Here is a 22,165-nt window from a genome sequence, read left to right as displayed (position 1 = left end):
GCCGCTCGTCAGACCGCCTGCGCGAAGCCGAGGTCGGCGCTCTCCGCAATGTGCGCGAGGTGCGCGGGGACCTCCCGCCCCTTCGAGGTCATCGACTGCGCCCAGAGCCGCCCGGCACGGTACGAGGAGCGCACCAGCGGACCGGCGAGCACCCCGAGGAAGCCGATCCGCTCCGCCTCCTCCTTGAACTCGACGAACTCGGCCGGCTTCACCCACCGCGACACCGGGAGGTGACGCGGGGTCGGACGGAGGTACTGGGTGATGGTGATGATGTCACAGCCGGCGTCGTGGAGGTCCTGCAGCGCCTGGACGACCTCCTCCGGCTCCTCGCCCATGCCGAGGATGAGATTCGACTTCGTGATGAGTCCGGCGTCGCGGGCCTGCGTGAGCACGTTCAGCGACCGCTCGTAGCGGAAAGCCGGGCGGATGCGCTTGAAGATGCGGGGCACGGTCTCCACGTTGTGCGCGAACACCTCGGGGCGGGCATCGAAGATCTGACCGAGGAAGGCCGGGTCGGCGTTGTGCTCGTTGGCCAGCAGCTCCACCCCGGTGTTCGGGTTGAGCTCGTGGATCTTGCGCACCGTCTCGGCGTTGAGCCAGGCCCCCGTGTCGGGCAGGTCGTCGCGGGCCACGCTCGTCACGGTCGCGTAGCGGAGGTTCATCCGCTGCACGCTCTCGGCGACGCGTCGCGGCTCGTCGGTGTCGTAGTCGGCGGGCTTGCCGGTGTCGATCTGGCAGAAGTCGCAGCGGCGCGTGCACTGCGAGCCTCCGATGAGGAAGGTCGCCTCGCGGTCCTCCCAGCACTCGAAGATGTTCGGGCAGCCGGCCTCCTGACATACCGTGTGCAGGTCCTCGCTCTTCACGAGCGAGTGCAGCGCCGAGTACTCCGGCCCTATCTTGGCCTTGGTCTTGATCCACTCGGGCTTGCGCTCGATCGGGGTCTCCGCGTTGCGGATCTCGAGGCGGAGGAGCTTGCGCCCCTCGGGTGCGGCGGTCATGCCGGGACTCCTGTCAGGTCGGGTGCGTGGGCGGTGCGGAAGGCGTCCTGCACGGCGTCGACGAGGTCGAGCGGACCGGCCACGCGTCCGGACACCTCGCTCACCGTCGTCACACCGGCGTCGGTGATGCCGCAGGGGATGATGTCGCGGAAGGGGGCGAGGCTGTTGTCGCAGTTGATGGCGAAGCCGTGCATGGTCACGCCCTGCTGCACGCGCACGCCGATCGCGGCCACCTTGTCCTCCGAGAGCGGTCGGCGCACCCACACACCGCTGCGTCCCTCGACCTGGTGCCCGTCGACTCCGAACGGACGCAGCACCTCGATGAGGATCCGCTCCAGTCGCCGGACGTGTGCGACCACGTCCATCGGCTCCGGCAGGCGGAAGATCGGATAGCCGACGAGCTGCCCCGGTCCGTGCCAGGTGATCTTCCCGCCGCGGTCGACGTCGATCACCGGGGTCCCGTCCTGGGGGCGCTCATGGTCCTCCGTGCGCTTGCCCGCGGTATAGACGGCCGCGTGCTCGAGCAGGATGAGCGTGTCAGGGCGGGTACCGGACACGACGTCCGCGTGCACACGGCGCTGCAGGGCCCAGCCCTCGGGATAGGGGACAGGGGTCGGCATGAAGCCGGGGGTGAGGATGTCGAGCATGCGTCGTCGCTTCCCTCTAATACATGGATTGCGTCCAACAATACATCCTCGTCCGGGGTGCGACGCGGCGCGCGGTACCGTGAAGTCATGAACCGGACTGGTCGCGCCGGCCGCCCGAAGGCCTCCTCGCGCGAGACCCTCGCCGAGGCCGCCTGCGAGCTCTTCCTGGAGCGCGGGTACGAGGCCACCTCCATCGCCGACATCACGCAGCGGGCGGGCGTCAGCCGTTCCAGCTTCTTCAACTACTTCACGTCCAAGAGCGACGTGCTGTGGTCCGGGATCGACGAGCGCATCGGCGTCGCAGTCGGCGCTCTGGACGACCTCGGCCGCAACGCCACGGGGGAGCGGGTGCGCGGGATCCTGCAGGGGATCGTGGACGATTTCGCCCCGGATCCGTTGGCGTTGGCGCTGCGGAATGCGGAGGCCATGGCGCTCGAGGTGGAGCTGGTGCGGGAGACGGGTGTCCGTCTGGCCCGCCTCGCCGCCGCGGTCTCCCGTGCGGCGTGCGCGGCGGGTATCGATGTGATGCGTGCGGACGTGCTGGGCGCGGCGCAGGCGGCCGCCGTCCTGTCCGCCCTGCGCGTCTGGGCCGAGGAGGGGGCAGGCCGCGGCACACCGGAGTCCGTGCTCCGCGAGGCGCTCGCCCGCGTGCACGATCTGCCCTGGGGGGAGTGACGCGGCCTCGCGAGCCCCCGGTTCCGCGCCGAGGCCCCGGCGTGCTCACGCATGCGGGGCGGGGTCTCGACGACACAGCGGGGCTTCGGCGACTCTGCTCCGTGCCGCGCTGAGCGTGGGGGCTCCACTCGCGTAGAATCGTAGGCACCATGGCTACCTTTGGCACGCTCTCCGATCGGCTCACCGACACCTTCCGCAACCTGCGCACGAAGGGAAAGCTCACCGCCGCCGACGTCGACGGCACGGTGCGCGAGATCCGTCGTGCTCTGCTCGACGCTGACGTCGCGCTCGCGGTCGTCAAGGACTTCACCGCCAAGGTGCGCGAGCGCGCTCTCGGCGACGAGGTCAACAAGGCGCTGAACCCCGCGCAGCAGGTGGTGCAGATCGTCAACGAGGAGCTCGTGCAGATCCTCGGCGGGGAGCAGCGGCGCCTGCAGTTCGCCAAGACCGCCCCGACCGTGATCATGCTCGCGGGCCTCCAGGGTTCGGGTAAGACGACGTTCGCCGGCAAGCTCGCCAAGCAGCTCGAGAGCGAGGGGCACACGCCTCTGCTCGTCGCCGCCGACCTCCAGCGCCCGAACGCGGTGAACCAGCTCCAGGTGGTCGCCGAGCAGGCCGGCGCCACCGTGTACGCGCCCGAGCCGGGCAACGGCGTCGGCGATCCCGTCAAGGTGTCGCGCGACGGTGTCGAGCACGCCCGCCGTCAGCAGCACGACATGGTCATCATCGACACCGCCGGCCGCCTCGGCGTCGACGCCGAGCTCATGAAGCAGGCCGCCGACATCCGCAAGGCGGTCAACCCGGACGAGGTGCTCTTCGTCATCGACGCGATGATCGGTCAGGACGCCGTCAACACGGCCAAGGCGTTCCAGGAGGGCGTCGACTTCACCGGCGTCGTGCTCTCCAAGCTCGACGGTGACGCGCGCGGCGGAGCGGCGCTGTCGGTCGCCTCGGTCACCGGTCGTCCGATCATCTTCGCCTCCACGGGCGAGCGGCTGGAGGACCTCGAGCCGTTCCACCCCGATCGCATGGCCAGCCGCATCCTCGACCTCGGTGACATCCTCACCCTCATCGAGCAGGCGCAGCAGGCCTTCGACGAGGATGAAGCGCGCAAGGTCGCCGAGAAGCTCGCGAACGAGGCCTTCACCCTCGAGGACTTCCTCGAGCAGCTTCAGCAGATGAAGAAGATGGGCTCGATGAAGAAGATGCTCGGGATGCTCCCGGGCATGGGTCAGATGAAGCAGCAGCTCGAGGACTTCGACGAGCGCGAGATCGACCGCACGGAGGCCATCATCCGTTCCATGACGCCGGTCGAGCGTCGCAACCCCAAGATCCTCAATGGTTCCCGTCGTCTGCGCATCGCGCGCGGCTCCGGCATGACCGTCACCGACGTCAATCAGCTCGTGCAGCGCTTCGAGCAGGCCGCGAAGATGATGAAGACCGTCGCTCGCGGTGGCACGCCAAACACCCCCGGCATGGGGCCGGTCCCCGGCATGGGCAAGCCCGGCGCCTCGTCGAAGCGCGGCAAGAAGGGCAAGGGCGGCGGCGGCAACCGCTCCCGCTCCGGCAACCCCGCGAAGCGCGCGGCGGAGAACGCCGGCCTCGCGGCCTCGACGGCACCGACCGGCTCCGGCTTCGGCCTCGGCGGGGGAGGCGCGGCCCCCTCGGAGGCCGACCTCGCCGAGATCCAGAAGCTGTTCGGCAAGAGCTGAGCGGCCGGAACTCAGCGCACGGCGACCGGCGCGGACGAAGGACCGACCGTGGCCGCGGGCGTGCCTCGCGGCCGCGCCGCGAACTGCCCGCCGACGAGGGCGGCGAGCGTGATCACGATGCCCGCCACCTGGACCACCGTGAAGCTCTCGCCGACCACGAGCACGCCGAGCAGCGTCGCGACGATCGGTGAGAGTAGTGCGAGCAGGCCGGGCACGATCACGGGCAGGCGCTGGATCCCTCGGAACCACAGCGTGTAGGCGATGATCCCTCCCGCCGTCGCGAGCCAGAGATAGCCGAGGAGCGCCCCCGCGTCGAGGGCAGGAGGCGGGCCCTCGACCGCGAAGGTGAGGGGGAGGAGCAGCAGTCCGCCCGCACTGAGCTGCCAGCCTGCGTACGCCACGGGGCCGACGCCGGAGGGGCGTCCCCAGCGCTTGGTGAGGATCATCCCGAGGCCGGTCGCGGTCACCCCGCCGAGAGCCGCGACGAGGCCCCAGAGGTCCAGCGCGGCGGCAGGGCCGAGGACGACGAGGGCGACCCCCGCCGCTCCGGCGACGGCGGCGGCCGCGGATACCGGTCGGACACGTTCCCCGAGCACGAGCGCTCCGAGTCCCAGGACGATGAGCGGCTGCGCTCCGGCGACGGCGGCGGCGACCCCACCGGGGAGGCGTTCGGCCGCGAGGAACAGCAGCGGGAAGAACGCGCCGATGTTGAGGGCGCCGAGGACGAGGACCTTGCCCCACCAGGTCCCGTGCGGCAGGCGCCGGGCCAGCAGCACCGCGAGGAGACCCGCAGGCAGCGCGCGGAGGAGGCCGGCGAGGAGCGGATGCCCGGCGGGGAGCAGCTCCGTCGTCACCAGGTAGGTCGTTCCCCATGCCGCGGGCGCGAGGGCCGTGACGAGGGTGAGGATCAGGCGGTTCATGCTCCCAGCCTGCGCGCCGCATGCAGATGAGTCCAACGCATTGTTGTCACGCTATTCATGACGAGCGATCATGGATTTATGGAACTCCAGCAGCTGCGATATGTCGTCGCCGTGGCGGACACCGGTTCGTTCACTCGCGCGGCGGAGCGCTGTCACGTCACGCAGTCGGCGCTCAGCCATCAGGTCGCCGCTCTCGAACGCGAGTTGGGCGTACGGCTGTTCGCGCGCACCAGTCGTAGCGTCCGCGCGACCGAGTCCGGTGAGGCGTTCCTCCGGTCCGCGCGGTTCGCCGTGCGCGCCGCGGATCAGGCGCGGGAGGATGCCGCGGCCGCCGCCGGCGAAGTCGTCGGAACGCTCCGGCTCGGGATCATCCCCACGGTGACCGCTGTCGATGTCCCCGCCCTCCTCGTGGCCTATCGCAGCGCGCACCCAGCCGCCCGCGTGGAGCTTCGCGAGGGGAACAGCGACGGCCTCATGACCGCGATCCGCCAAGGCGACATCGATGTCGCGTTCCTCGGGCTTCGGGAGGGTGTGGAGCCCCAGGGTGTGGCGTCCCGACCCCTGTCCCACGAGCCGCTGGTAGCGGTGCTGCCTCGCGGGCATGTCCTCGCTGCGAGGCGGCGGGTGCGGCTGAGTGACCTCGCGGACTCCGCTTTCGCCGACTTCCCGGCCGGAACCTCGGGACGGGCGCAGAGCGACGCGGCGTTCCTGGCCGCGGGGGTCGGGCGGGACGTGGCCTTCGAATCCGACACGGCCGCGAGCCTGATCGGCCTGGTCGCTGCGGGCCTCGCCGTCACGCTGCTCGCGCCCGGCGTGGTGCGGGGGTGTCAGGACATCGTCGACACGGTGGCGGTCCAGGACGGCCCGGTCCGTGTCGAACACGTGGCCTGGGACGCCGCGGCACCGCGCAGCGCCGCCCGCGCGTTCCTCGACATCGTCGCGGCAGCCTCCTGAGACCCTGTTCCCGCAGCCCGGGCGGAGGGTGAGCCGGAGACGACGAAGCGGGCCCGGGAAGAACCCGGACCCGCCTCGTCGTGTGGTGATCAGCGCACGTCGTCGTCGACCCAGTCCATCGACTTCGTGACGGCCTTGCGCCACAGGCGCAGCTGGCGGTCGCGCTCGGCCTCGTCGAGCGAGGGCTCCCAGCGGCGGTCCTCCTGCCAGTTCGCGGACAGGTCGTCGAGGCCGCTCCAGAAGCCGACCGCGAGGCCCGCGGCGTAGGCCGCACCGAGCGCGGTGGTCTCCGCCACGACCGGACGCACGACCGGGACGCCGAGGATGTCGGCCTGGAACTGCATGAGCGCGTCGTTGGCGACCATGCCGCCGTCGACCTTGAGCTCGCTGAGGTCCACTCCGGCGTCCGCGTTGACCGCGTCGAGCACGTCGCGGGTCTGGAAGGCCACGGCCTCCAGGGCGGCGCGCGCGATGTGGTTCTTGTTCGCGTAGCGGGTGAGGCCGACGATCGCGCCACGGGCGTCCGGACGCCAGTACGGGGCGAACAGACCCGAGAACGCGGGGACGATGTACACGCCGCCGTTGTCCTCGACCTTCTCCGCCAGCTCCTCGACCTCGGGGGCGGAGGAGATGATGCCGAGCTGGTCGCGCAGCCACTGGATGAGCGAGCCGGTCACCGCGATCGACCCCTCCAGCGCATAGTGCGTGGGCTGGTCGCCGAGCTTGTAGCCGACGGTGGTGAGCAGACCGTTCTTCGAGCGGACGATCTCCTCGCCCGTGTTGAAGATGAGGAAGCAGCCCGTGCCGTAGGTGTTCTTGCTCTCGCCCTTCTGGAACGCGGCCTGCCCGAACGTCGCCGCCTGCTGGTCGCCGAGGATGCCGGCGATCGGCGTCTCGCGCAGCAGCGACGAGCTCTCGGCGGCACCGTAGACCTCGGAGGAGGAGCGGATCTCCGGCATCATCGAGCGCGGCACGCCGAACGCCTCGAGGATGTCGTCGCGCCACTCCAGCGTCTCGAGGTCCATGAACATCGTGCGCGAGGCGTTCGTCACGTCGGTCGCGTGCACGCCGCCGTCGATGCCGCCGGTCAGGTTCCACAGGACCCAGGTGTCGGTCGTGCCGAAGAGCAGATCTCCGGCCTCGGCCTTCTCGCGGGCACCTTCGACGTTCTCCAGGATCCAGGTGATCTTGGTGCCGGAGAAGTAGGTCGCCAGCGGGAGGCCGACGATCGACTTGAACCGGTCGACGCCCTCGTCGCCCGCGAGGCGGTTGACGATCTCCTGCGTACGGGTGTCCTGCCAGACGATGGCGTTGTAGACCGGCTTGCCCGTGGTCTTGTCCCACACGACGGCGGTCTCGCGCTGGTTCGTGATGCCCACGGCGGCGATGTCGTGGCGGGTGAGATCGGCGCGACCGAGGGCCAGACCGATCACCTCCTGGACATTGCGCCAGATCTCGGCGGCGTCGTGCTCGACCCAGCCGGCCTTGGGAAGGATCTGCTCGTGCTCCTTCTGACCGGTGGCGACGATGCTGCCCTTCTTGTCGAAGATGATCGCGCGGCTCGACGTGGTGCCCTGGTCGATCGCGATGATGTAGTCAGCCATGTGTTCTCCTTTGAATTCCCGAGCGGTTGAGGGGGATCAGCCGGCGAGGCTGAGCAGGCCGGGGGCGGCGAGGGCGGCGATGACACCGCCGATGAGCGGACCGACGACGGGCACCCACGAGTAGGACCAGTCGCTGGCACCCTTGCCCTGGATCGGGAGGATCGCGTGGGCGATGCGGGGACCGAGGTCACGAGCCGGGTTGATCGCGTAGCCGGTGGGGCCACCGAGCGATGCACCGATCGCGACCACCAGGAGGGCCACCGGAAGGGCGGTGAGCGGGCCGAGGCCACCGGGCGTGCCGACCTCGATGTCGCCGTAGTCCGCGAACGCGAAGATGACGAAGACGAGGACGAACGTGCCGATGATCTCGGTGACGAGGTTCCAGCCGTACGAGCGGATGGCGGGGCCGGTGGAGAAGACGCCGAGCTTGTTGGCGGCCTCCGGCTCCTGGTCGAAGTGCTGCTTGTAGGCGAGCCAGACGACGATGGCGCCGATGATCGCGCCGAGGAGCTCCGCGGCGGTCGCGGTGAGGAACATCGTGAAGTCGATGCCCTTGGCGGGGTCCAGCAGGTGCTGCACCCAGAGGCCGATACCGACGGCCGGGTTCAGGATGGCACCGGAGTACGCCGAGACGAGCACGCCCGCGAACACCGCGAGACCCCATCCCCAGTTGACCATCAGGAAGCCGCCGCCGAAGCCCTTGTTCTTCGCCAGGGCGACGTTCGCGACCACACCGCAGCCGAGCAGGACCAGCATCGCGGTGCCGACGAGCTCGGAGAGGAAGTAGAGACCGAGATTGACGTCAGTCATGTCTTCGTTGACCTTTCTTGCGGGTCGGGGCCCCTCTGCCCCGACCCCTTATGGGGTAGCACCGCGAGGAGGGCGCGGTGGTCGGGCCCCGTCAGCCGCGGGCGCGGGACGGGATGTGGAGTCCGTGTCGCTCGTTGAGCAGCACGCGCGTCTGCTCCACCTCGGCGTCGTGACGCTCGCGGTCCCAGCCGAGGAGCGGAGCCAGGGCGTCGGCGATCTCGTCGAGCACCTCCGCTCGGGCGCCGCCCGTGAAGGCGATGCTCGTGCGGCGGAGGATGACGTCCTCGAGACGGGTGACCATCTCCTCGTTCACCATCCACTCCAGCTCGCGGGTCGACAGGTCGCCGCCGGCGAGGGGCACGTCGTCCCCCTGCTCGACGTACGCCCACACGGCCGCCGCCCGGGTGCCGTAGCGCGCGAGGAGCTGGTCGGCCCGGGTGCCGGCGCCGGCGAGGTTCTCCTGGATCCAGATCCGCTTGGCCTTCTCGGTACGCGGGAACTCGCGGCCGCCGCCGATCGCGCGGCCTGCCGTGGAGACGGTGCGCGTGCGCCCGAGGAGTCCGAGGACGGTGTCGGAGAGCGATTCGCCCAGAGCGCGGAACGTGGTCCACTTCCCGCCCACGAGGCTCACCAGCGGAACAGCGCCCTGGCGGTCGACCTCGACGCGGTAGTCGCGCGAGACGAAGCCGGGAGCGGTGTCCTCGTGCCGGGGGAGCGGACGGATGCCGGAGAAGTTGTAGACGATCTGCTCGCGGGTCACCGAGATCGACGGGAACACGTGGTGGATGAGGTCGAAGAAGTAGTCGATCTCCTCCTCCGTGCACACCGGCACCTCGCGCGGGTCGGCGTCGATGTCCGTCGTGCCCACGAGGACGCGCCCCTTGAGCGGGTAGATCAGCACGATGCGACCGTCGGAGTGCTCGAAGAAGATCTCGCGTCCCCGCGTGGCCTCCAGCAGCTCGGGGTGGTCGAGCACGATGTGCGAGCCCTTGGTGCCGCCCATGAAGTGGGTGTCGGCGCCGAGGGCGTCGTTCGTGAGGTCGGTCCACGGGCCGGAGGCGTTCACGACGACGTCCGCGGTCACGGTGAACTCGGTGCCGCTCTCCCGGTCGCGGAGGGTGATCTGCTCGCCGTCGCGGCCGATCGCCTCGACGTAGTTCAGCGCCACGGCGCCGGGGTGGCTCGCGCGGCCGTCCTGCAGCACGTCGAGCGCGAGGCGCTCGGGGTCGTGCATCGACGCGTCGTAGTACGTCGCGGTGTACTTGATCTTCGGGTCCATCGACGGCAGCTCGGCCAGCGACTTCTTGCGGCCGAGGAAGCGGTGCCGGGGCACGGTGCCACCGTCGCGCGAGAACGTGTCGTAGATGGTGAGACCGACCTTGATGAGGAAGGCGCCGCGCTCCTTCGGCTTCCCGCTCTTGTGCGTGAGGAAGCGGAGGGGAGCGGAGAGGATGCCCGAGAACGTCGAGTAGATCGGGATCGTGGTCTGCAGCGGCTTGACGTAGTGCGGAGCGATCTTGAGCAGACCGTTGCGCTCCTCCACCGACTCCCGGACGAGACGGAACTCGCCGTTCTCCAGGTAGCGGATGCCGCCGTGGATCATGTGGCTCGACGCCGCGGAGGCACCGGAGGCGAAGTCGCCGCGCTCGACGAGGACGACGTCGACGCCCTGCAGCGCCAGATCGCGGAACGTCGAGATGCCGTTGATGCCGCCGCCGATCACGAGGACACTGGTGCGCCCGGATTCACGGAGCGCGCGGACCGCGTCCCGCTCCGGGGACGTGTGGGTGGAATCGATCATCGTCGACCCTCTCTTCCTTGCTTGCCACCAGCATCGACCTCTGTGACGCCGCGCGCAAGCTGGCTGCACATATGTGCAAGGATCGAGGGAGAGGAGGTCATCATGGCGGAATCCGGAGCGCCTTCGCGCGACGGGAAGCTGATCGCCGCGCTCAAGGCTGCCCAGCTCTACTACATGCAGGACAAGACCATGGAGGTCATCGCGCAGGAGCTCGGAACATCGCGATCGTCCGTGTCACGGCTGCTCAGCTTCGCGCGCGAGAGCGGCCTCGTCGACATCCGGATCAACTCGCCTCTGGAACGCCTCGGGATGCTCGAGCAGCGCATCAGGGATCGCCATCGCGTCGTCGCGCACGTGGTTCCGATGGCCGAGATCGTCAGCGAGGTCGAGCGCCTGGAGCGGGTGGCGCTGACCGCCGGGCGGCTGCTGTCCCAGTTCGTGGACTCGAACATGATCGTCGGCGTCGCATGGGGGTCGACGATCAGTGCGGTCAGCCGCGGTCTCACCCAGAAGGAGACGCACAACACGACATTCGTGCAGCTCAACGGCGCCGGGAACACCCAGACCAGCGGTGTGGAGTACTCCAGTGACATCCTGCAGCGCTTCGGCAGCGCCTTCGGGGCGCAGGTACAGCAGTTCCCGGTCCCCGCGTTCTTCGACGACCCCGCCACCCGCGAGGCGATGTGGCGCGAGCGCAGCACCCGGCGTGTCCTCGACCTGCAGGCGAAGATGGACATCGCCGTGTTCAGTCTCGGCTCCCCGGCGGCGGAGGTGCCCAGCCGGGTCTACGTCGGCGGCTACCTCGGTCGGGAGGACTACCGCAGTCTGCGGGAGGACCACGCGATCGGCGACGTGGCGACGGTCTTCTTCCGCGCCGACGGCTCCTGGCGCGACATCCGTCTCAATGCGCGGGCGACCGGCCCGGGACTCGACCGGCTGCGCCGCGTGCCACGACGAGTGTGCGTCGTCTCCGGCGTGCCCAAGCTCGCGAGCCTGCGCGCGGCTATCGCCGCGGAGCTCATCACCGACGTGGTCCTGGACGAGGGGCTCGCGCGCCGGCTCGTCGAGGACTGAGCGGCGTTCGCGTCACTCGCCTTCGATCGAGGACTGCGGTCCGGTCCGGAACTCGCGGATCAGATGCTGGACCACGGCCCGGAGGTCGCCGTCCGTGGCGTCCGCCACCGCGAGCTGACGGGCGTAGCTCGCGCCGCCGTCGAGGATCGTCGCGATGCTGCCGAACTCGCGCACGCACCCGAGCTCGACGGCGACCGGGGTCAGTTCCTCGATCTTCTCGGTCAGGTGCTCGCGCACGGGCCGCTGCGTGCCGATCGTGTCGACGATGACCCGGGCGTCCAGGCCGTATCGGGCCGCGCGCCACTTGTTCTCGCGGTGGAACCACGCGGGGAGGTCGGGCAGGGCGGCCCCTTCGTCCAGGAGCCGGGAGAAGTGCTCGACGAGGACCTGCACGAGCGCGGCCACGGCGGCCATCTCGGAGAGCGTGGACAGGCCGTCGCACGCCCGGACCTCGATCGTGCCCCAGCGCGGAGCGGGACGGATATCCCACCGCACCTCCGTGGCGTCGGCCATGACTCCGGTGCGGACCATGTCGTCCAGGTAGCGCTCGAACTCCGACCAGTCGCGCAGCGGCCAGGGCAGACCCGCCGTGGGCAGCTGCTGGAAGACGAGAGCGCGATTGGAGGCGTACCCCGTGCGTTCCCCGGCCCAGAACGGGCTGGACGCCGACAGCGCCTGCAGGTGGGGGAGATAGGCCGACAGCGCGTTGATGATGGGGAAGACCTTGCGCTGCTCGTCGACGCCCACGTGCACGTGGATGCCCCAGATCATCATGTTGCGCCCCCACCACTGGGTGCGCTCGATCAGGCTGTGGTAGCGGGTCTTGTCGGTCACCGACTGGTCGTACCACTGGGCGAACGGGTGGCTTCCGGCGGAGAGCAGCTCGATCCCTGCCGGGTCGGTGGCCGACCGCACCGCCGCGATCGCGTTCGCGATGTCGTCGACGGCGTGGGCCACGGAGTCGCCGATCCCGCTGGTCACCTCGATGGTGTTGGTGAGGAGCTCGCCGGTGACGGTGTGGCGTTCGTCTTCGCTCTCCGCCTCCAGCGCGGCGAGGAGCTCCGGCGCGCGACCGACGAGATCACCGGTCTCTGGATCGGCGAGCATGATCTCCCACTCGAGACCGACGGTGGAGCGGGCCGAAGCGGCGAAGTCGAGCTGCACGGGGACAGTCTGACACGGGGCCGGGCCTGCTCCGCAACGCCGTGTCGCCGGGTTTCGCACGCGGCGCACGCATCTGGCAGAATAGAGGGTCGGACGACGTGCTCGACCCTCTATCCAGCGCTCGTCCTCCTCATTTGAGCTTCCGCCGGGTGTGCACCCCACGCTCCAGGCGACCGGTTCGTTTCCTTCCACACCATTCAGGAGAATCGTGGCTGTCAAGATTCGTCTCAAGCGCATGGGCAAGATCCGCGCGCCGTACTACCGCATCGTCGTCGCCGACTCGCGCACCAAGCGCGACGGTCGTGTGATCGAGGAGATCGGCAAGTACCACCCCACCGAGGAGCCCTCGTTCATCGAGGTCGACTCCGAGCGTGCGCAGTACTGGCTCTCCGTCGGCGCGCAGCCGACCGAGCAGGTCACCGCCATCCTCAAGATCACCGGCGACTGGGGCACCTTCAAGGGCGACAAGGACGCGAAGTCCACCCTCAAGGTCGCCGGCGAGAAGGCCGCGTTCGAGGCCGACGCCTCGAAGAAGTCGGTCATCAAGCCCAAGGCGGAGAAGAAGGAGGAGGCCCCCGCTGCGGAGGCCCCCGCCGCTGACGCCGACGCGGAGGCCGCTGAGGCTCCCGCCGCCGACGCCGAGTAATCCATCGTGCTCGCCGCCGCACTCGAACACATCGTCAAGGGGATCGTCGATCACCCCGAAGATGTGCGCATCCACGAATCCTCGTCGCCTCGCGGCGACCTGCTCGAGGTGCGTGTGCACCCCGATGACCGTGGACGCGTGATCGGGCGCGGCGGCCGCACGGCCAAGGCCCTGCGCACTCTCGTGAGCGCCCTCGCCGACGGGCGCCGCGTCCGCGTCGACGTCGCGGACGACTGACGTGGTGTCGCAGGACCGCACCCAGGGCCGTAACCAGCTGCGCGTCGGGCGCCTGGTCAAGGCCCACGGGCTCAAGGGCGCCCTGAAGCTCGAGCTCTACACCGACAACCCGGAGCGGCGCTTCGTCCCCGGGGCCGCGTTCACGTTGCAGGTGCCCGAGGCATCTCCGTGGCACGGCAAGGAGATCGTCGTCCGCGAGTACCGCGTGATGAACGGGAACCCCGTCGTCTTCTTCGAGGACGTGGACGACCGGAACGCCGCCGAGAGCCTCGTCCGCGCCATCCTCTGGATGGACCAGGACGAGGACGAGACCGAGGACAACGCCTGGTTCGACCACCAGCTCGTCGGTCTGGACGTCGTCCGCGACGAGGTGGTCATCGGCCGCGTGGTCCGGGTCGAGCACCTGCCCGCGCAGGACCTCCTGATCGTCAAGCCCACGGCGACCGGCAGCACGGACGAGGTGATGGTCCCGTTCGTCGAGGCCATCGTCCCCGCCGTCGAGGTCACCGCCGGCCGCATCATCGTCACCCCGCCGGCCGGGCTCTTCGAGGAGCTTCCCGAGTCGGAGGACGAGACCGCTCCCTCCGACACCGCCGAGTGACCGCTGATACGGTTCCCCCGTGCGCATCGACGTCGTCTCCATCTTCCCCTCGTACTTCGACGGACTGACGCTCTCCCTGCTCGGCAAGGCGCGCGGCTCGGGTCGGCTCGACCTCCAGGTGCACGATCTCCGCGACTGGACGCACGACCGCCATCGCACCGTCGACGACACCCCCTACGGCGGGGGAGCCGGCATGGTCATGAAGCCGGAGCCGTGGGGCCTCGCTCTCGATGAACTCACGGCGGACGCCGCCCCGGCGCCGACCATCATCTTCCCGTCGCCGGCGGGGGAGGTCTTCACCCAGGCGACCGCGCGGGAACTCGCGGGGCGCGACCACCTCGTGTTCGGCTGTGGGCGCTACGAGGGCATCGACGAGCGCGTCTTCGAGTACGCCGCCGAGCGGGGCGAGGTGCGGTTGCTGAGCCTCGGCGACTACGTCCTCAACGGCGGCGAGGTGGCGACGATGGCGATGATCGAGGCCATCGGCCGCCTGATCCCGGGCGTCGTCGGCAATCCGGAGAGCCTGGTCGAGGAGTCGCACGAGGACGGCCTCCTCGAGTACCCGTCGTACACCAAGCCGTCGGTGTGGCGGGAGCGCGCGGTCCCCGATGTGCTTCTCAGCGGCAACCACGGTGCGATCGCGGCATGGCGTCGCGAGCAGCAGCTCGTCCGCACCCGCCTGCGGCGCCCTGACCTGCTCCCGGACGCACCGACCGACGGCTGACCGGGCCGCGACCATCCGCCGCGACGAGTGCTGTTAGCGTCGATACATGGTGGATGTGACACGCGCGCGATCGTTCGAGAGCATCGGCGAGGAGTACGACCGCTACCGGCCGGGGTTCCCGGAGCGTGCGGCCGACATCGTCGTTCCGGACCGGGTCGCCTCGGCGCTCGATCTCGGCGCCGGCACCGGGAAGTTCACGGGGCTGCTCGTCGCGCGGGCGAGGCGGGTGATCGCGGTCGAGCCGTCTGCGCCGATGCTCGCCGTGCTCGCGCGGACGCTGCCGACGGTCGACGCGCGGCCGGGGACCGCGGAGAGCATCCCCGTGCCGGACGGCTCCATCGATGCCGTCAGCGTCGCGCAGGCGTTCCACTGGTTCGATCGGGACGCGGCGGCGGCCGAGATCGCTCGCGCGCTCGTGCCTCACGGCACGCTCGGGCTGCTGTGGAATCGTGCCGACCCCGCCTGTCCCTGGGACCTCGCGTGCCACCGGGTGGCGCATCCCGCGGTCGGCGCGGACGACGACACCTCCGCGTCGGCCGCGGATCTCCCCGGCTTCGTCCTGGAGGTCCACGAGGAGGTGCGCTGGACGGAGCGGATCACCCGCGAGGACTACCTCCGACGGTGGGGCACGGTGAGCAGCTTCCTCGTGGCGGACGATGCGGAGCGCGCGGCGATGGTGGCGGCCCTGGAGGCAGTGCTGGACGGTGCGGACGAGACGCGGGGGAAGGCGGAGTTCGAGCTGCCGCACCTCACCGACGTGTTCCGTTACCGCCGCGCATGAGGATCTGGTCGCTGCACCCCGAGTACCTCGACCGTCAGGGGCTCGTCGCCTGCTGGCGGGAGACGCTCCTCGCCCAGGCGGTGCTCGCCGACGCCACGAAGGGGTATCAGCGGCATCCGCAGCTCGAGCGCTTCCGGGCGGTGGCCGATCCGGTGGCCGCGGTGGGCGCGTACCTGGCAGGTGTCGCCGACGAGGCGGACGCACGCGGCTATCGTTTCGACCGCACGCGGATCCGGCGGATTGAGTCGGCGATACCGCCGATCCCGGTCACCACGGGTCAGCTCGCGCGGGAGTGGGAGCATCTGCGGGCGAAGCTCGCCGAGCGCAGTCCGGAGGTGCTCACCCGACACGGGGCTGTGGAGCTCCCGAGGGCGCACCAGCTGTTCGTCGTCGTTCCCGGGCCGGTCGCGCCCTGGGAGCGCGCCGACCCCGCGGCCGGAGTCAGTCGACGCCGAGGAACGAGCGATCCGTCAGGATGATCGGACCGTCCTCGGTGATGGCGATGGTGTGCTCGGAGTGCGCGCCGCGGGAGCCGTCCGCGCTGCGCAGCGTCCACCCGTCGGGGTCGGTGATCAGCTCGTCCGTCGTCGCGAGGAACCAGGGCTCCAGCGCGAGCACGAGGCCGGCACGGAGCGGGAAGCCGCGTCCTGCGCGGCCGTCGTTCGCCACATGAGGGTCGCCGTGCATCGTGCGGCCCACGCCGTGACCGCCGAAGTCGGTGTTGATGGAGTAGCCCTCGCCGTGCGCGATGTCGGCGATCGCGGCGGAGATGTCGCCGATGCGCTTGCCGACCACCGAGGTCTCGATCGCGGCGGCCAGCGCGCGCTCCGTGGTGTCGATGAGACGGAGGTCCTCGTCCCGCGGTGTACCCACGACGAAGGAGACCGCGGAGTCGGCGACCCAGCCGTCGACCGAGACGGCGAAGTCCAGGGTGACGAGGTCTCCGTCCCGGAGCGCGTAGTCGTGCGGGAGGCCGTGCAGCACGGCGTCGTTCACCGAGGTGCAGATGACCTTGCCGAAGGGGCTGGCCCCGAAGGAGGGGTGGTAGTCGATGTAGCAGGACTCGGCGCCGGCCTTGCGGATCATGTCATGGGCCCGGCGATCGATCGCCAGGAGGTTGGTGCCGACCTTCGTCTCGTCGCGCAGGGTCGCCAGGGTCTCGGCGACGAACCGGCCTGCCGCGCGCATCTCATCGATCTCGGCAGGGGTGCGCAGTTCGATCATCAGTGTCCTCTCGTCGTCTCCATTCTCCCTGATCGCACAGGTGCCCGGCGCCTGCCGCTCTCAGCGAACACCCGTGACGCGCCGGCGCGGTCGCCGTAGCATCGGAGCATGTGGATCCGACAGGCCTTCTTCCGCTGGCTGCTGCCGTCGGCGTTCCTCCTGCCGCTGTGGCTTCTCATCGGCTGGGCCGTCTTCCAGGGCGGCTGGTCGATCCTCTGGGTGCTGCTCATCGCGATGCCCTCGGTCTTCGTGGGACAGCTCCTGCTCACGCTGCTGACGCGCTCCCGCCCGTCGGTCCGCGCCGAGCGCGCCGTCTCGTGGTGGGACGTCGCCGGGTTCGGTCTCTGGCACGCGCTCACGATCGCAGTCGGCTTCTTCATCGAGGGGGCCTTCGGCTGGCTCCTCGCGGCCGCAATCGTCGTGGGCATCGCCCTGGTGTGGCTGCAGCTGTGGCAGCTCTGGAACGAGGCGCGGGGGAGCGGGACGCGAATCCGCGAAACCATCTCCTGGTCGACGATGACGCCGCCGCGCACCGAGAGCCCGCAGACGAGTGTGCACGAGGTGATCGTGGTGCGGGAGACCGACGACCGGCTCTGACCTGTCGTTTTGGTCGGGCCTGTCATCCGTGGCAGAATGGTTGTTTGTGCCGTGACCGGCTCTGCCCCAGGGGAGCCCGCGGACGCGTCAGCGCCGTTCGGCACACTCCCATTCTTGTTCCTTCCTAATCCGTGCATCCGACCTGAGGCGAGTGCAGAGAGAGACGATCATGCAGATCCTCGACGCCGTCGACGCGGCTTCGCTCCGTTCCGACATCCCCGAGTTCTTCCCCGGTGACACCGTCAAGGTGCACGTCAACATCACCGAGGGCAACCGCTCCCGTATCCAGGTCTTCCAGGGCGTCGTCATCGGCCGCCAGGGTGACAGCGTCCGCGAGACCTTCACCGTCCGGAAGATCAGCTTCCAGGTGGGTGTCGAGCGTACCTTCCCCGTGCACTCCCCGGTGATCGACCACATCGAGGTCGTCACCCGCGGTGACGTGCGTCGCGCCAAGCTCTACTACCTGCGCGAGCTTCGCGGCAAGAAGGCGAAGATCAAGGAGAAGCGCGTCAACAACTGACGCGAAGCTTCTTCACAGCACCCCGGGACACGATGTCCCGGGGTGCTTTCGTTCTGTCCCCGGTGTGCGAACCTTGTTACTGCCGTGCGCTCACGGTGCACTCTTCGAGAAGGAACCAGATGACTGACTCTCCGTCCGCACGCCCGACACGACGGCGGCGCGGGTTCCTGGTCTTCCTCCGCGACGTGCTGGTCATCGTCGTCATCGCCGCGCTGGTGTCCTTCGTCATCAAGACGTTCGTCGTGCGCTCGTTCTACATCCCGTCGGCCTCCATGGAGCGGACGCTGCTGATCGACGACCGCATCCTCGTCGACGAGCTGACGCCGCGCTGGACCGGCTATGAGCGCGGCGACATCGTCGTCTTCAAGGACCCGGGGGGCTGGCTCGACCCGATGCCGCAGACCCCGGCACAGCCGCCGCTGGTCAAGGCCGTCGACTGGGTGCTGACTTTCGTGGGCATCTCGGCCACCGACACGCAGGACCATCTCGTCAAGCGGGTGATCGGGGTCGAAGGCGATCACGTGGTGTGCTGCAACGCGTTGGGGCAGATCACCATCAATGGGGCCCCGATCGATGAGCTGAGCTACCTGAACCTTCCCGAAGGGGACACCGCGGCTTCCAACGAGCCGTTCGACGTCGTCGTGCCGGAAGACTCCGTGTGGCTCCTCGGCGACAACCGCGACCGCTCCCGCGACGCCCGCGCACACCAGGAGCTGCCCAGCGGCGGATTCGTCCCCGTCTCGAACATCGTGGGCAAGGCGTTCCTGACGACGTGGCCGCTCGACCGATTCGGACCGATCGACGGCCATCACGAGATCTTCAACGGGGTCCCGGATCCCGAATGACCGTCATCACGCCTCGACTGACCCTGGAGCGGAAGCTCCTGGGGGAGTGCGACCTCATCATCGCCCTCGATGAGGTCGGTCGCGGCGCATTGGCGGGACCTGTGGCCGTCGGAGCAGCCGTGATGGACGCCAAAGGCGCCCGCCGTCGGGTTCCGGAGGGCCTGCGCGACTCGAAGCTGGTGCCCGAGCGCCGGCGCCCGGACGTGGCCACCCGCGCCGCCGCCTGGGTGCAGGCCTCCGCCGTCGGCTGGGCGACCGCGGCGGAGGTCGACGAGGTCGGGATCATGCGGGCCCTGGGCCTCGCCGCCTCGCGGGCCGTGGAGGCGGTGGTCGCACAGGGCGCGACGGTGGAGAACGCCCTGGTCCTGCTCGACGGCAATCACGACTACGTCTCGCGAGTGCATCCCGTGCCCCTGCGGGTGCGGCCCGTCATCAAGGCGGATCGCGACTGCGCCTCGGTGTCCGCGGCGTCGGTGATCGCGAAGGTCGCGAGAGACGGTCACATGGCGGAGCTGCACGAGGGTCACCGCGACTACCAGTGGGATCGCAACAAGGGGTACGCGAGCCCGGAGCACCGGGAGGCCATCCGCTCGTTCGGGCTCTCCCCGTTCCACCGGTCCTCGTGGGCGATCGCCGACGCGCCGACGCTGTTCTGAGCGGCCGCGCCCGGGATGCCGCGACCGGCGCCGGACGACCATAGGATGGACTCATCATGGATGAGGAAGCCTTCGACGACTACGACCGCGAGCTCGAGCTCGCGCTGTTCCGCGAGTACCGCGACGTCGTCTCTCAGTTCCAGTACGTCGTGGAGACCGAGCGTCGCTTCTACCTGGCCAACGAGGTCAACGTCGTGCGGCGGGACACCGAGCACGACTTCTACTTCGAGATCTCCATGAGCGACGTGTGGGTGTGGGACATCTACCGGGCTGACCGCTTCGTGAAGGCCGTCCGGGTGCTCACGTTCAAGGACGTGAACGTCGAGGAGCTCCAGCGCCGCGAGTTCGAACTGCCGCAGGAGCTCTCCCTCGACGGAGAGTGACGCGGCGCGCCGTTTCTGCACAGCGGTGACATTCTTCGTCGTTTCCACAGCCTCTGGACTGTTCGCGCGGGACCACGGCGGTGACGGGGTGCTGACGTCCATTCTGTCGGGATGGCAGCGAAAGACGACCTCGGGCGAGCCGGGGAGCAGCAGGCAGCGGACTATCTGACGAAGCGCGGGTATCGGATCGTCGACCGCAACTGGCGGTGTCCCCAGGGGGAGCTGGACATCGTCGCGATCATCGGCCCCCATGTCGCGGTGGTCGAGGTCAAGACACGGCGGTCAGCGGCGTTCGGGCACCCGTTCGATGCGATCGATGACCGCAAGCGGCGCCGGCTGTGGCGTCTCGCCTACGCCTGGCGTGCGGCACACCCCGAGCTGGCGCGCGGACGGGCCCTCCGGGTGGAAGCGGTCGGCATCATCGGCGCGTCCGTGGCGACGGCCTCGATCGAGCACCTCGAGGACATCGCATGAGCACGGCGCGAACCTGGTCCGTGGCGCTCACCGGGGCCGAGGGGCATGTCGTCGAGGTCGAGGCCGACCTCTCGGCGCAGACGCCGGAGTTCCGCATCATCGGCCTCCCGGACAAGTCCCTGGGCGAGGCCGTGCAGCGCGTGCACAACGCCTGCGGGAACTCCGGCCTCCCGTTGCCGCGGCGACGGCTGACCGTCAACCTCTCTCCCGCGAGTCTGCCGAAGCACGGGGCTGCCTTCGACCTGGCGATCGCGGTGGCCTGCCTCGCCGCGGGCGACGTGATCGCCCGTCGCGCTGTCCGGCAGACCGTGCACCTGGGGGAACTCGGGCTGGACGGGAGGCTGCGTCCCGTGTCGGGTGTGCTGCCGGCCGTCTTCGCCGCCGCTCGTGCCGGCTTCGACCGCGTGATCGTGCCGCACGGCAATGCGGCCGAGGCGGTTCTCGTCGCGGGCGTGGAGGTGCGGGCCGCCGCCTCACTCGCGGAGGTCGCCGCCTGGCACGGCGCGGACGTCGAGGTGCCCGATGTCGAGCCGGTTCCGGGGCCGCAGCCGCCGGAGGAGAAGGCGGACGAGCGCGACCTGAGCGACGTCCTCGGGCAGGAGGAAGCCGTCGAGGCGCTCATCGTCGCGGCCGCCGGCGGCCACAACATGCTCCTGAGCGGTCCGCCGGGAGCAGGGAAGACCATGCTCGCGGGGCGCCTGCCGGGCATCATGCCGCCGCTGACCGAGCAGGAGGCGATCGAGGTGGCTTCGGTCCGCTCGCTCTGCGGCGAGGCCGTGACCGGTCTCGACCACCAGCCTCCGCTCGTGACCCCGCACCACAGCGCCTCGGTGGCGGCGATGGTGGGAGGCGGTTCGCGGACGGCGCGCCCCGGCGCGGTCGCCCGGGCGCATCGGGGCGTCCTCTTCCTGGACGAGGCAGCGGAGTTCCCGCGGGTGGCCCTGGACGCGCTCCGTCAGCCGCTCGAGACGGGATTCGTCGATGTGCATCGCTCGGGCTTCGTGGTGCGATTCCCGGCGCGGTTCCAGCTGCTCTTGGCGATGAATCCGTGTCCCTGCGGCAACCGCGGCGTCCGTGATGGCGACTGCATCTGCCCGCCTCAGGCGCTGCGACGCTATGCCACGCGGCTCTCCGGGCCGTTGCGCGATCGTCTCGACATCGATCTGCCGGTCACGCGCGTCGCAGCCTCCCGTTCGATCGCGGGGGAGCGCTCCGGAGCGACGACCGCCGAGGCCCGGGATCGCGTCGGCGCGGCCCGCGCACGAGCCGAGCGGCGCTGGCGCGGCACACCGTGGCGTCGGAATGCGGAGATCCCCGGCACTGTGCTCCGGCATGGCGGCTACCGTCTCCCGTCGGACGTGCGGGCGGGGCTCGATCGCGCCTTGGAACGCGGGGCGTTGACGCTCCGCGGTTACGACCGCGTCCTCCGGGTGGCGTGGACCATGGCCGATCTGGCCGGACGCGACCGTCCCGGCACGGACGAGGTCGGGCGGGCGCTGCTCCTGCGGACGGGGGTGGCACGATGATCGACGGACTCCTCTCTCAACAGGACGCTCTCGACGCGGCGCGGGGCGTGCGCGGAACAGACGAGGTGACGGAGGCGCTGGCGCGGGTCGCCTGGTCCGTCATCGCCGACCCCGGGGACGCCGTCGCCGCGACCCTCGTGCGCGAGTTCGGGCCGGCCGACGGGCTGCGCTTCGCGTTGGACGGGGCGGGACGGCCGTGGCCGGTGGTCCGAGCCGTGGGGGCACGACGGGCCCTCGACGATGCGCGCGCCCGGTGGCGGCAGCGCGCCGATCCGGCGGCGGTGATCGGCGCCATCCGTGGCGCACGGAAGGCAGGTGCGAAGCTGCTGCTCCCCGGAGACCCCGACTGGCCGCTGTCCGTCGATGATCTCGATGCGGAGGCGCCGATGGTGCTGTGGGTGCGCGGGCGCAGCGACCTCCTGTCGAGCGCGGTGCGCGTTGCGATCGTGGGAGCCAGGGCGGCCACCGCCTACGGGGAGCGTGTCGCCGCCGACATCGCCGGAGACCTGGCTGTCGGGGAGACGGCGGTCGTGTCCGGCGGTGCGTACGGCATCGACGGCGCAGCGCACCGCGCCGCATTGACCGTCGGCGG

The 22,165-nt window shown here is 70.1% G+C and carries 25 protein-coding genes and 1 pseudogene; 18 read left to right on the top strand and 8 right to left on the bottom strand.

The genetic code is table 11. The annotated features are described in order from the left end of the window. Positions 1-8: 8 nt before the first annotated feature. Positions 9-998 carry a lipoyl synthase gene (gene lipA, locus KVS71_RS16115; RefSeq protein ID WP_217585016.1) on the bottom strand — a complete coding sequence of 330 codons (990 nt, stop codon included), beginning with the start codon at positions 996-998 and terminating at the stop codon, positions 9-11. Further along, on the bottom strand, positions 995-1,645 hold the full coding sequence (gene lipB / locus KVS71_RS16110) for a lipoyl(octanoyl) transferase LipB (protein WP_144881035.1): 651 nt from the start codon (positions 1,643-1,645) through the stop codon (positions 995-997). The genes lipA and lipB overlap by 4 nt, the downstream gene beginning before the upstream one ends. Before the next feature lie 87 nt (positions 1,646-1,732). Here lipB and KVS71_RS16105 point away from each other — a divergent pair, with 87 nt between their 5' ends. Together KVS71_RS16105 and ffh are read left to right on the top strand one after the other, a co-directional pair. Then, on the top strand, positions 1,733-2,320 hold the full coding sequence (locus KVS71_RS16105; RefSeq protein ID WP_105949765.1) for a TetR/AcrR family transcriptional regulator: 588 nt from the start codon (positions 1,733-1,735) through the stop codon (positions 2,318-2,320). Between the two features lie 149 nt (positions 2,321-2,469). Continuing rightward, positions 2,470-4,032: a signal recognition particle protein gene (ffh, locus tag KVS71_RS16100; protein ID WP_217585015.1), complete on the top strand. Its 1,563-nt coding sequence runs from the start codon at positions 2,470-2,472 to the stop codon at positions 4,030-4,032. Positions 4,033-4,043: 11 nt separating this feature from the next. On the opposite strand, the gene KVS71_RS16095 is transcribed toward ffh, so the two are convergent. After that, a complete protein-coding gene (locus KVS71_RS16095; RefSeq protein WP_217585014.1) occupies positions 4,044-4,952 on the bottom strand; it encodes an EamA family transporter in 909 nt (302 codons plus the stop codon). A 78-nt stretch (positions 4,953-5,030) separates the two neighbouring features. Between KVS71_RS16095 and KVS71_RS16090 the strand changes: the two genes are divergently transcribed. Then, positions 5,031-5,906 (top strand): LysR family transcriptional regulator, encoded by an 876-nt coding sequence (locus KVS71_RS16090; protein WP_217585013.1) that lies wholly within the window; start codon positions 5,031-5,033, stop codon positions 5,904-5,906. A gap of 89 nt (positions 5,907-5,995) precedes the next feature. Here KVS71_RS16090 and glpK read toward each other — a convergent pair whose 3' ends face one another. The 3 genes from glpK to KVS71_RS16075 form a co-directional block, all read right to left on the bottom strand. Beyond that, on the bottom strand, positions 5,996-7,510 hold the full coding sequence (glpK, locus tag KVS71_RS16085) for a glycerol kinase GlpK (protein ID WP_060922209.1): 1,515 nt from the start codon (positions 7,508-7,510) through the stop codon (positions 5,996-5,998). 36 nt (positions 7,511-7,546) lie between these two features. Beyond that, entirely contained in the window at positions 7,547-8,320 is a 774-nt protein-coding gene (locus KVS71_RS16080; RefSeq protein ID WP_060922208.1) for an MIP/aquaporin family protein, read from the bottom strand. A 91-nt stretch (positions 8,321-8,411) separates the two neighbouring features. Next, positions 8,412-10,121 carry a glycerol-3-phosphate dehydrogenase/oxidase gene (locus KVS71_RS16075; RefSeq protein ID WP_217585012.1) on the bottom strand — a complete coding sequence of 570 codons (1,710 nt, stop codon included), beginning with the start codon at positions 10,119-10,121 and terminating at the stop codon, positions 8,412-8,414. A 102-nt stretch (positions 10,122-10,223) separates the two neighbouring features. On the opposite strand from KVS71_RS16075, the gene KVS71_RS16070 reads away from it, so the two are divergent. Then, the gene (locus KVS71_RS16070) at positions 10,224-11,195 is read left to right on the top strand and encodes a sugar-binding transcriptional regulator (RefSeq protein ID WP_060922206.1); all 972 of its coding nucleotides are present in this window, start codon (positions 10,224-10,226) and stop codon (positions 11,193-11,195) included. Between the two features lie 12 nt (positions 11,196-11,207). Here the strand turns inward: KVS71_RS16070 and KVS71_RS16065 are convergent, their stop codons facing one another. Further along, entirely contained in the window at positions 11,208-12,359 is a 1,152-nt protein-coding gene (locus KVS71_RS16065; RefSeq protein WP_060922205.1) for a glutamate--cysteine ligase, read from the bottom strand. A gap of 208 nt (positions 12,360-12,567) precedes the next feature. Here KVS71_RS16065 and rpsP point away from each other — a divergent pair, with 208 nt between their 5' ends. From rpsP to KVS71_RS16035, 6 genes are read left to right on the top strand one after another with little or no spacing between them, the layout of a single operon-like run. Beyond that, positions 12,568-13,005 carry a 30S ribosomal protein S16 gene (rpsP, locus tag KVS71_RS16060; protein ID WP_025103340.1) on the top strand — a complete coding sequence of 146 codons (438 nt, stop codon included), beginning with the start codon at positions 12,568-12,570 and terminating at the stop codon, positions 13,003-13,005. Positions 13,006-13,011: 6 nt separating this feature from the next. Next, positions 13,012-13,242 (top strand): RNA-binding protein, encoded by a 231-nt coding sequence (locus tag KVS71_RS16055; protein ID WP_025103341.1) that lies wholly within the window; start codon positions 13,012-13,014, stop codon positions 13,240-13,242. 1 nt (position 13,243) lies between these two features. After that, on the top strand, positions 13,244-13,843 hold the full coding sequence (gene rimM, locus KVS71_RS16050) for a ribosome maturation factor RimM (RefSeq protein ID WP_105949769.1): 600 nt from the start codon (positions 13,244-13,246) through the stop codon (positions 13,841-13,843). A 19-nt stretch (positions 13,844-13,862) separates the two neighbouring features. Further along, positions 13,863-14,567 carry a tRNA (guanosine(37)-N1)-methyltransferase TrmD gene (gene trmD / locus KVS71_RS16045; protein ID WP_217585011.1) on the top strand — a complete coding sequence of 235 codons (705 nt, stop codon included), beginning with the start codon at positions 13,863-13,865 and terminating at the stop codon, positions 14,565-14,567. A 46-nt stretch (positions 14,568-14,613) separates the two neighbouring features. Beyond that, a complete protein-coding gene (locus KVS71_RS16040; RefSeq protein WP_217585010.1) occupies positions 14,614-15,348 on the top strand; it encodes a class I SAM-dependent methyltransferase in 735 nt (244 codons plus the stop codon). Next, positions 15,345-15,827, top strand: coding sequence for a pyrimidine dimer DNA glycosylase/endonuclease V (locus tag KVS71_RS16035; protein WP_144881038.1), 483 nt, complete (start codon positions 15,345-15,347; stop codon positions 15,825-15,827). Before KVS71_RS16040 ends, KVS71_RS16035 begins: the two co-directional genes overlap by 4 nt. Here the strand turns inward: KVS71_RS16035 and map are convergent. Then, positions 15,790-16,572, bottom strand: a complete 783-nt coding sequence (gene map, locus KVS71_RS16030; protein WP_060922199.1) for a type I methionyl aminopeptidase — start codon at positions 16,570-16,572, stop codon at positions 15,790-15,792. The two genes, KVS71_RS16035 and map, sit on opposite strands and share 38 nt — an antisense overlap. 108 nt (positions 16,573-16,680) lie before the next feature. On the opposite strand from map, the gene KVS71_RS16025 reads away from it, so the two are divergent. The 8 genes and pseudogenes from KVS71_RS16025 to KVS71_RS20050 form a co-directional block, all read left to right on the top strand. Continuing rightward, positions 16,681-17,169, top strand: coding sequence for an MFS transporter permease (locus KVS71_RS16025; RefSeq protein ID WP_144881039.1), 489 nt, complete (start codon positions 16,681-16,683; stop codon positions 17,167-17,169). Positions 17,170-17,338: 169 nt separating this feature from the next. Next, complete coding sequence (gene rplS / locus KVS71_RS16020; RefSeq protein WP_025103348.1) at positions 17,339-17,689, top strand: 50S ribosomal protein L19; 351 nt, start codon at positions 17,339-17,341, stop codon at positions 17,687-17,689. Between the two features lie 119 nt (positions 17,690-17,808). Continuing rightward, positions 17,809-18,534: a signal peptidase I gene (gene lepB, locus KVS71_RS16015; RefSeq protein WP_060922197.1), complete on the top strand. Its 726-nt coding sequence runs from the start codon at positions 17,809-17,811 to the stop codon at positions 18,532-18,534. Continuing rightward, the gene (locus KVS71_RS16010; protein ID WP_105949775.1) at positions 18,531-19,190 is read left to right on the top strand and encodes a ribonuclease HII; all 660 of its coding nucleotides are present in this window, start codon (positions 18,531-18,533) and stop codon (positions 19,188-19,190) included. Before lepB ends, KVS71_RS16010 begins: the two co-directional genes overlap by 4 nt. A gap of 56 nt (positions 19,191-19,246) precedes the next feature. Then, complete coding sequence (locus tag KVS71_RS16005; RefSeq protein WP_017204525.1) at positions 19,247-19,573, top strand: DUF2469 family protein; 327 nt, start codon at positions 19,247-19,249, stop codon at positions 19,571-19,573. 111 nt (positions 19,574-19,684) lie between these two features. Further along, on the top strand, positions 19,685-20,047 hold the full coding sequence (locus tag KVS71_RS16000; RefSeq protein ID WP_060922195.1) for a YraN family protein: 363 nt from the start codon (positions 19,685-19,687) through the stop codon (positions 20,045-20,047). Beyond that, positions 20,044-21,573 carry a YifB family Mg chelatase-like AAA ATPase gene (locus KVS71_RS15995; RefSeq protein ID WP_217585009.1) on the top strand — a complete coding sequence of 510 codons (1,530 nt, stop codon included), beginning with the start codon at positions 20,044-20,046 and terminating at the stop codon, positions 21,571-21,573. The genes KVS71_RS16000 and KVS71_RS15995 overlap by 4 nt, the downstream gene beginning before the upstream one ends. Then, positions 21,570-22,157, top strand: a pseudogene (locus tag KVS71_RS20050) (DNA-processing protein DprA); the annotation flags it as partial. The gene KVS71_RS15995 and the pseudogene KVS71_RS20050, both read left to right, overlap by 4 nt. Between the last annotated feature and the right edge of the window lie 8 nt (positions 22,158-22,165).

Source organism: Microbacterium sp. GbtcB4 (genome assembly GCF_019091465.1).
Classification (GTDB): Bacteria; Actinomycetota; Actinomycetes; order Actinomycetales; family Microbacteriaceae; genus Microbacterium; species Microbacterium paraoxydans.
This window is presented reverse-complemented; position numbering and strand designations above follow the sequence as displayed.

Excerpts from the sequence above, each read along its gene's own strand:
- lipA (WP_217585016.1), bottom strand. The coding sequence starts at position 998 with ATGACCGCCGCACCCGAGGGGCGCAAGCTCCTCCGCCTCGAGATCCGC.
- lipB (WP_144881035.1), bottom strand. The coding sequence starts at position 1,645 with ATGCTCGACATCCTCACCCCCGGCTTCATGCCGACCCCTGTCCCCTAT.
- KVS71_RS16105 (WP_105949765.1), top strand. The coding sequence starts at position 1,733 with ATGAACCGGACTGGTCGCGCCGGCCGCCCGAAGGCCTCCTCGCGCGAG.
- ffh (WP_217585015.1), top strand. The coding sequence starts at position 2,470 with ATGGCTACCTTTGGCACGCTCTCCGATCGGCTCACCGACACCTTCCGC.
- KVS71_RS16095 (WP_217585014.1), bottom strand. The coding sequence starts at position 4,952 with ATGAACCGCCTGATCCTCACCCTCGTCACGGCCCTCGCGCCCGCGGCA.
- KVS71_RS16090 (WP_217585013.1), top strand. The coding sequence starts at position 5,031 with ATGGAACTCCAGCAGCTGCGATATGTCGTCGCCGTGGCGGACACCGGT.
- glpK (WP_060922209.1), bottom strand. The coding sequence starts at position 7,510 with ATGGCTGACTACATCATCGCGATCGACCAGGGCACCACGTCGAGCCGC.
- KVS71_RS16080 (WP_060922208.1), bottom strand. The coding sequence starts at position 8,320 with ATGACTGACGTCAATCTCGGTCTCTACTTCCTCTCCGAGCTCGTCGGC.
- KVS71_RS16075 (WP_217585012.1), bottom strand. The coding sequence starts at position 10,121 with ATGATCGATTCCACCCACACGTCCCCGGAGCGGGACGCGGTCCGCGCG.
- KVS71_RS16070 (WP_060922206.1), top strand. The coding sequence starts at position 10,224 with ATGGCGGAATCCGGAGCGCCTTCGCGCGACGGGAAGCTGATCGCCGCG.
- KVS71_RS16040 (WP_217585010.1), top strand. The coding sequence starts at position 14,614 with ATGGTGGATGTGACACGCGCGCGATCGTTCGAGAGCATCGGCGAGGAG.
- KVS71_RS16035 (WP_144881038.1), top strand. The coding sequence starts at position 15,345 with ATGAGGATCTGGTCGCTGCACCCCGAGTACCTCGACCGTCAGGGGCTC.
- map (WP_060922199.1), bottom strand. The coding sequence starts at position 16,572 with ATGATCGAACTGCGCACCCCTGCCGAGATCGATGAGATGCGCGCGGCA.
- KVS71_RS16025 (WP_144881039.1), top strand. The coding sequence starts at position 16,681 with ATGTGGATCCGACAGGCCTTCTTCCGCTGGCTGCTGCCGTCGGCGTTC.
- rplS (WP_025103348.1), top strand. The coding sequence starts at position 17,339 with ATGCAGATCCTCGACGCCGTCGACGCGGCTTCGCTCCGTTCCGACATC.
- lepB (WP_060922197.1), top strand. The coding sequence starts at position 17,809 with ATGACTGACTCTCCGTCCGCACGCCCGACACGACGGCGGCGCGGGTTC.
- KVS71_RS16010 (WP_105949775.1), top strand. The coding sequence starts at position 18,531 with ATGACCGTCATCACGCCTCGACTGACCCTGGAGCGGAAGCTCCTGGGG.
- KVS71_RS16005 (WP_017204525.1), top strand. The coding sequence starts at position 19,247 with ATGGATGAGGAAGCCTTCGACGACTACGACCGCGAGCTCGAGCTCGCG.
- KVS71_RS16000 (WP_060922195.1), top strand. The coding sequence starts at position 19,685 with ATGGCAGCGAAAGACGACCTCGGGCGAGCCGGGGAGCAGCAGGCAGCG.
- KVS71_RS15995 (WP_217585009.1), top strand. The coding sequence starts at position 20,044 with ATGAGCACGGCGCGAACCTGGTCCGTGGCGCTCACCGGGGCCGAGGGG.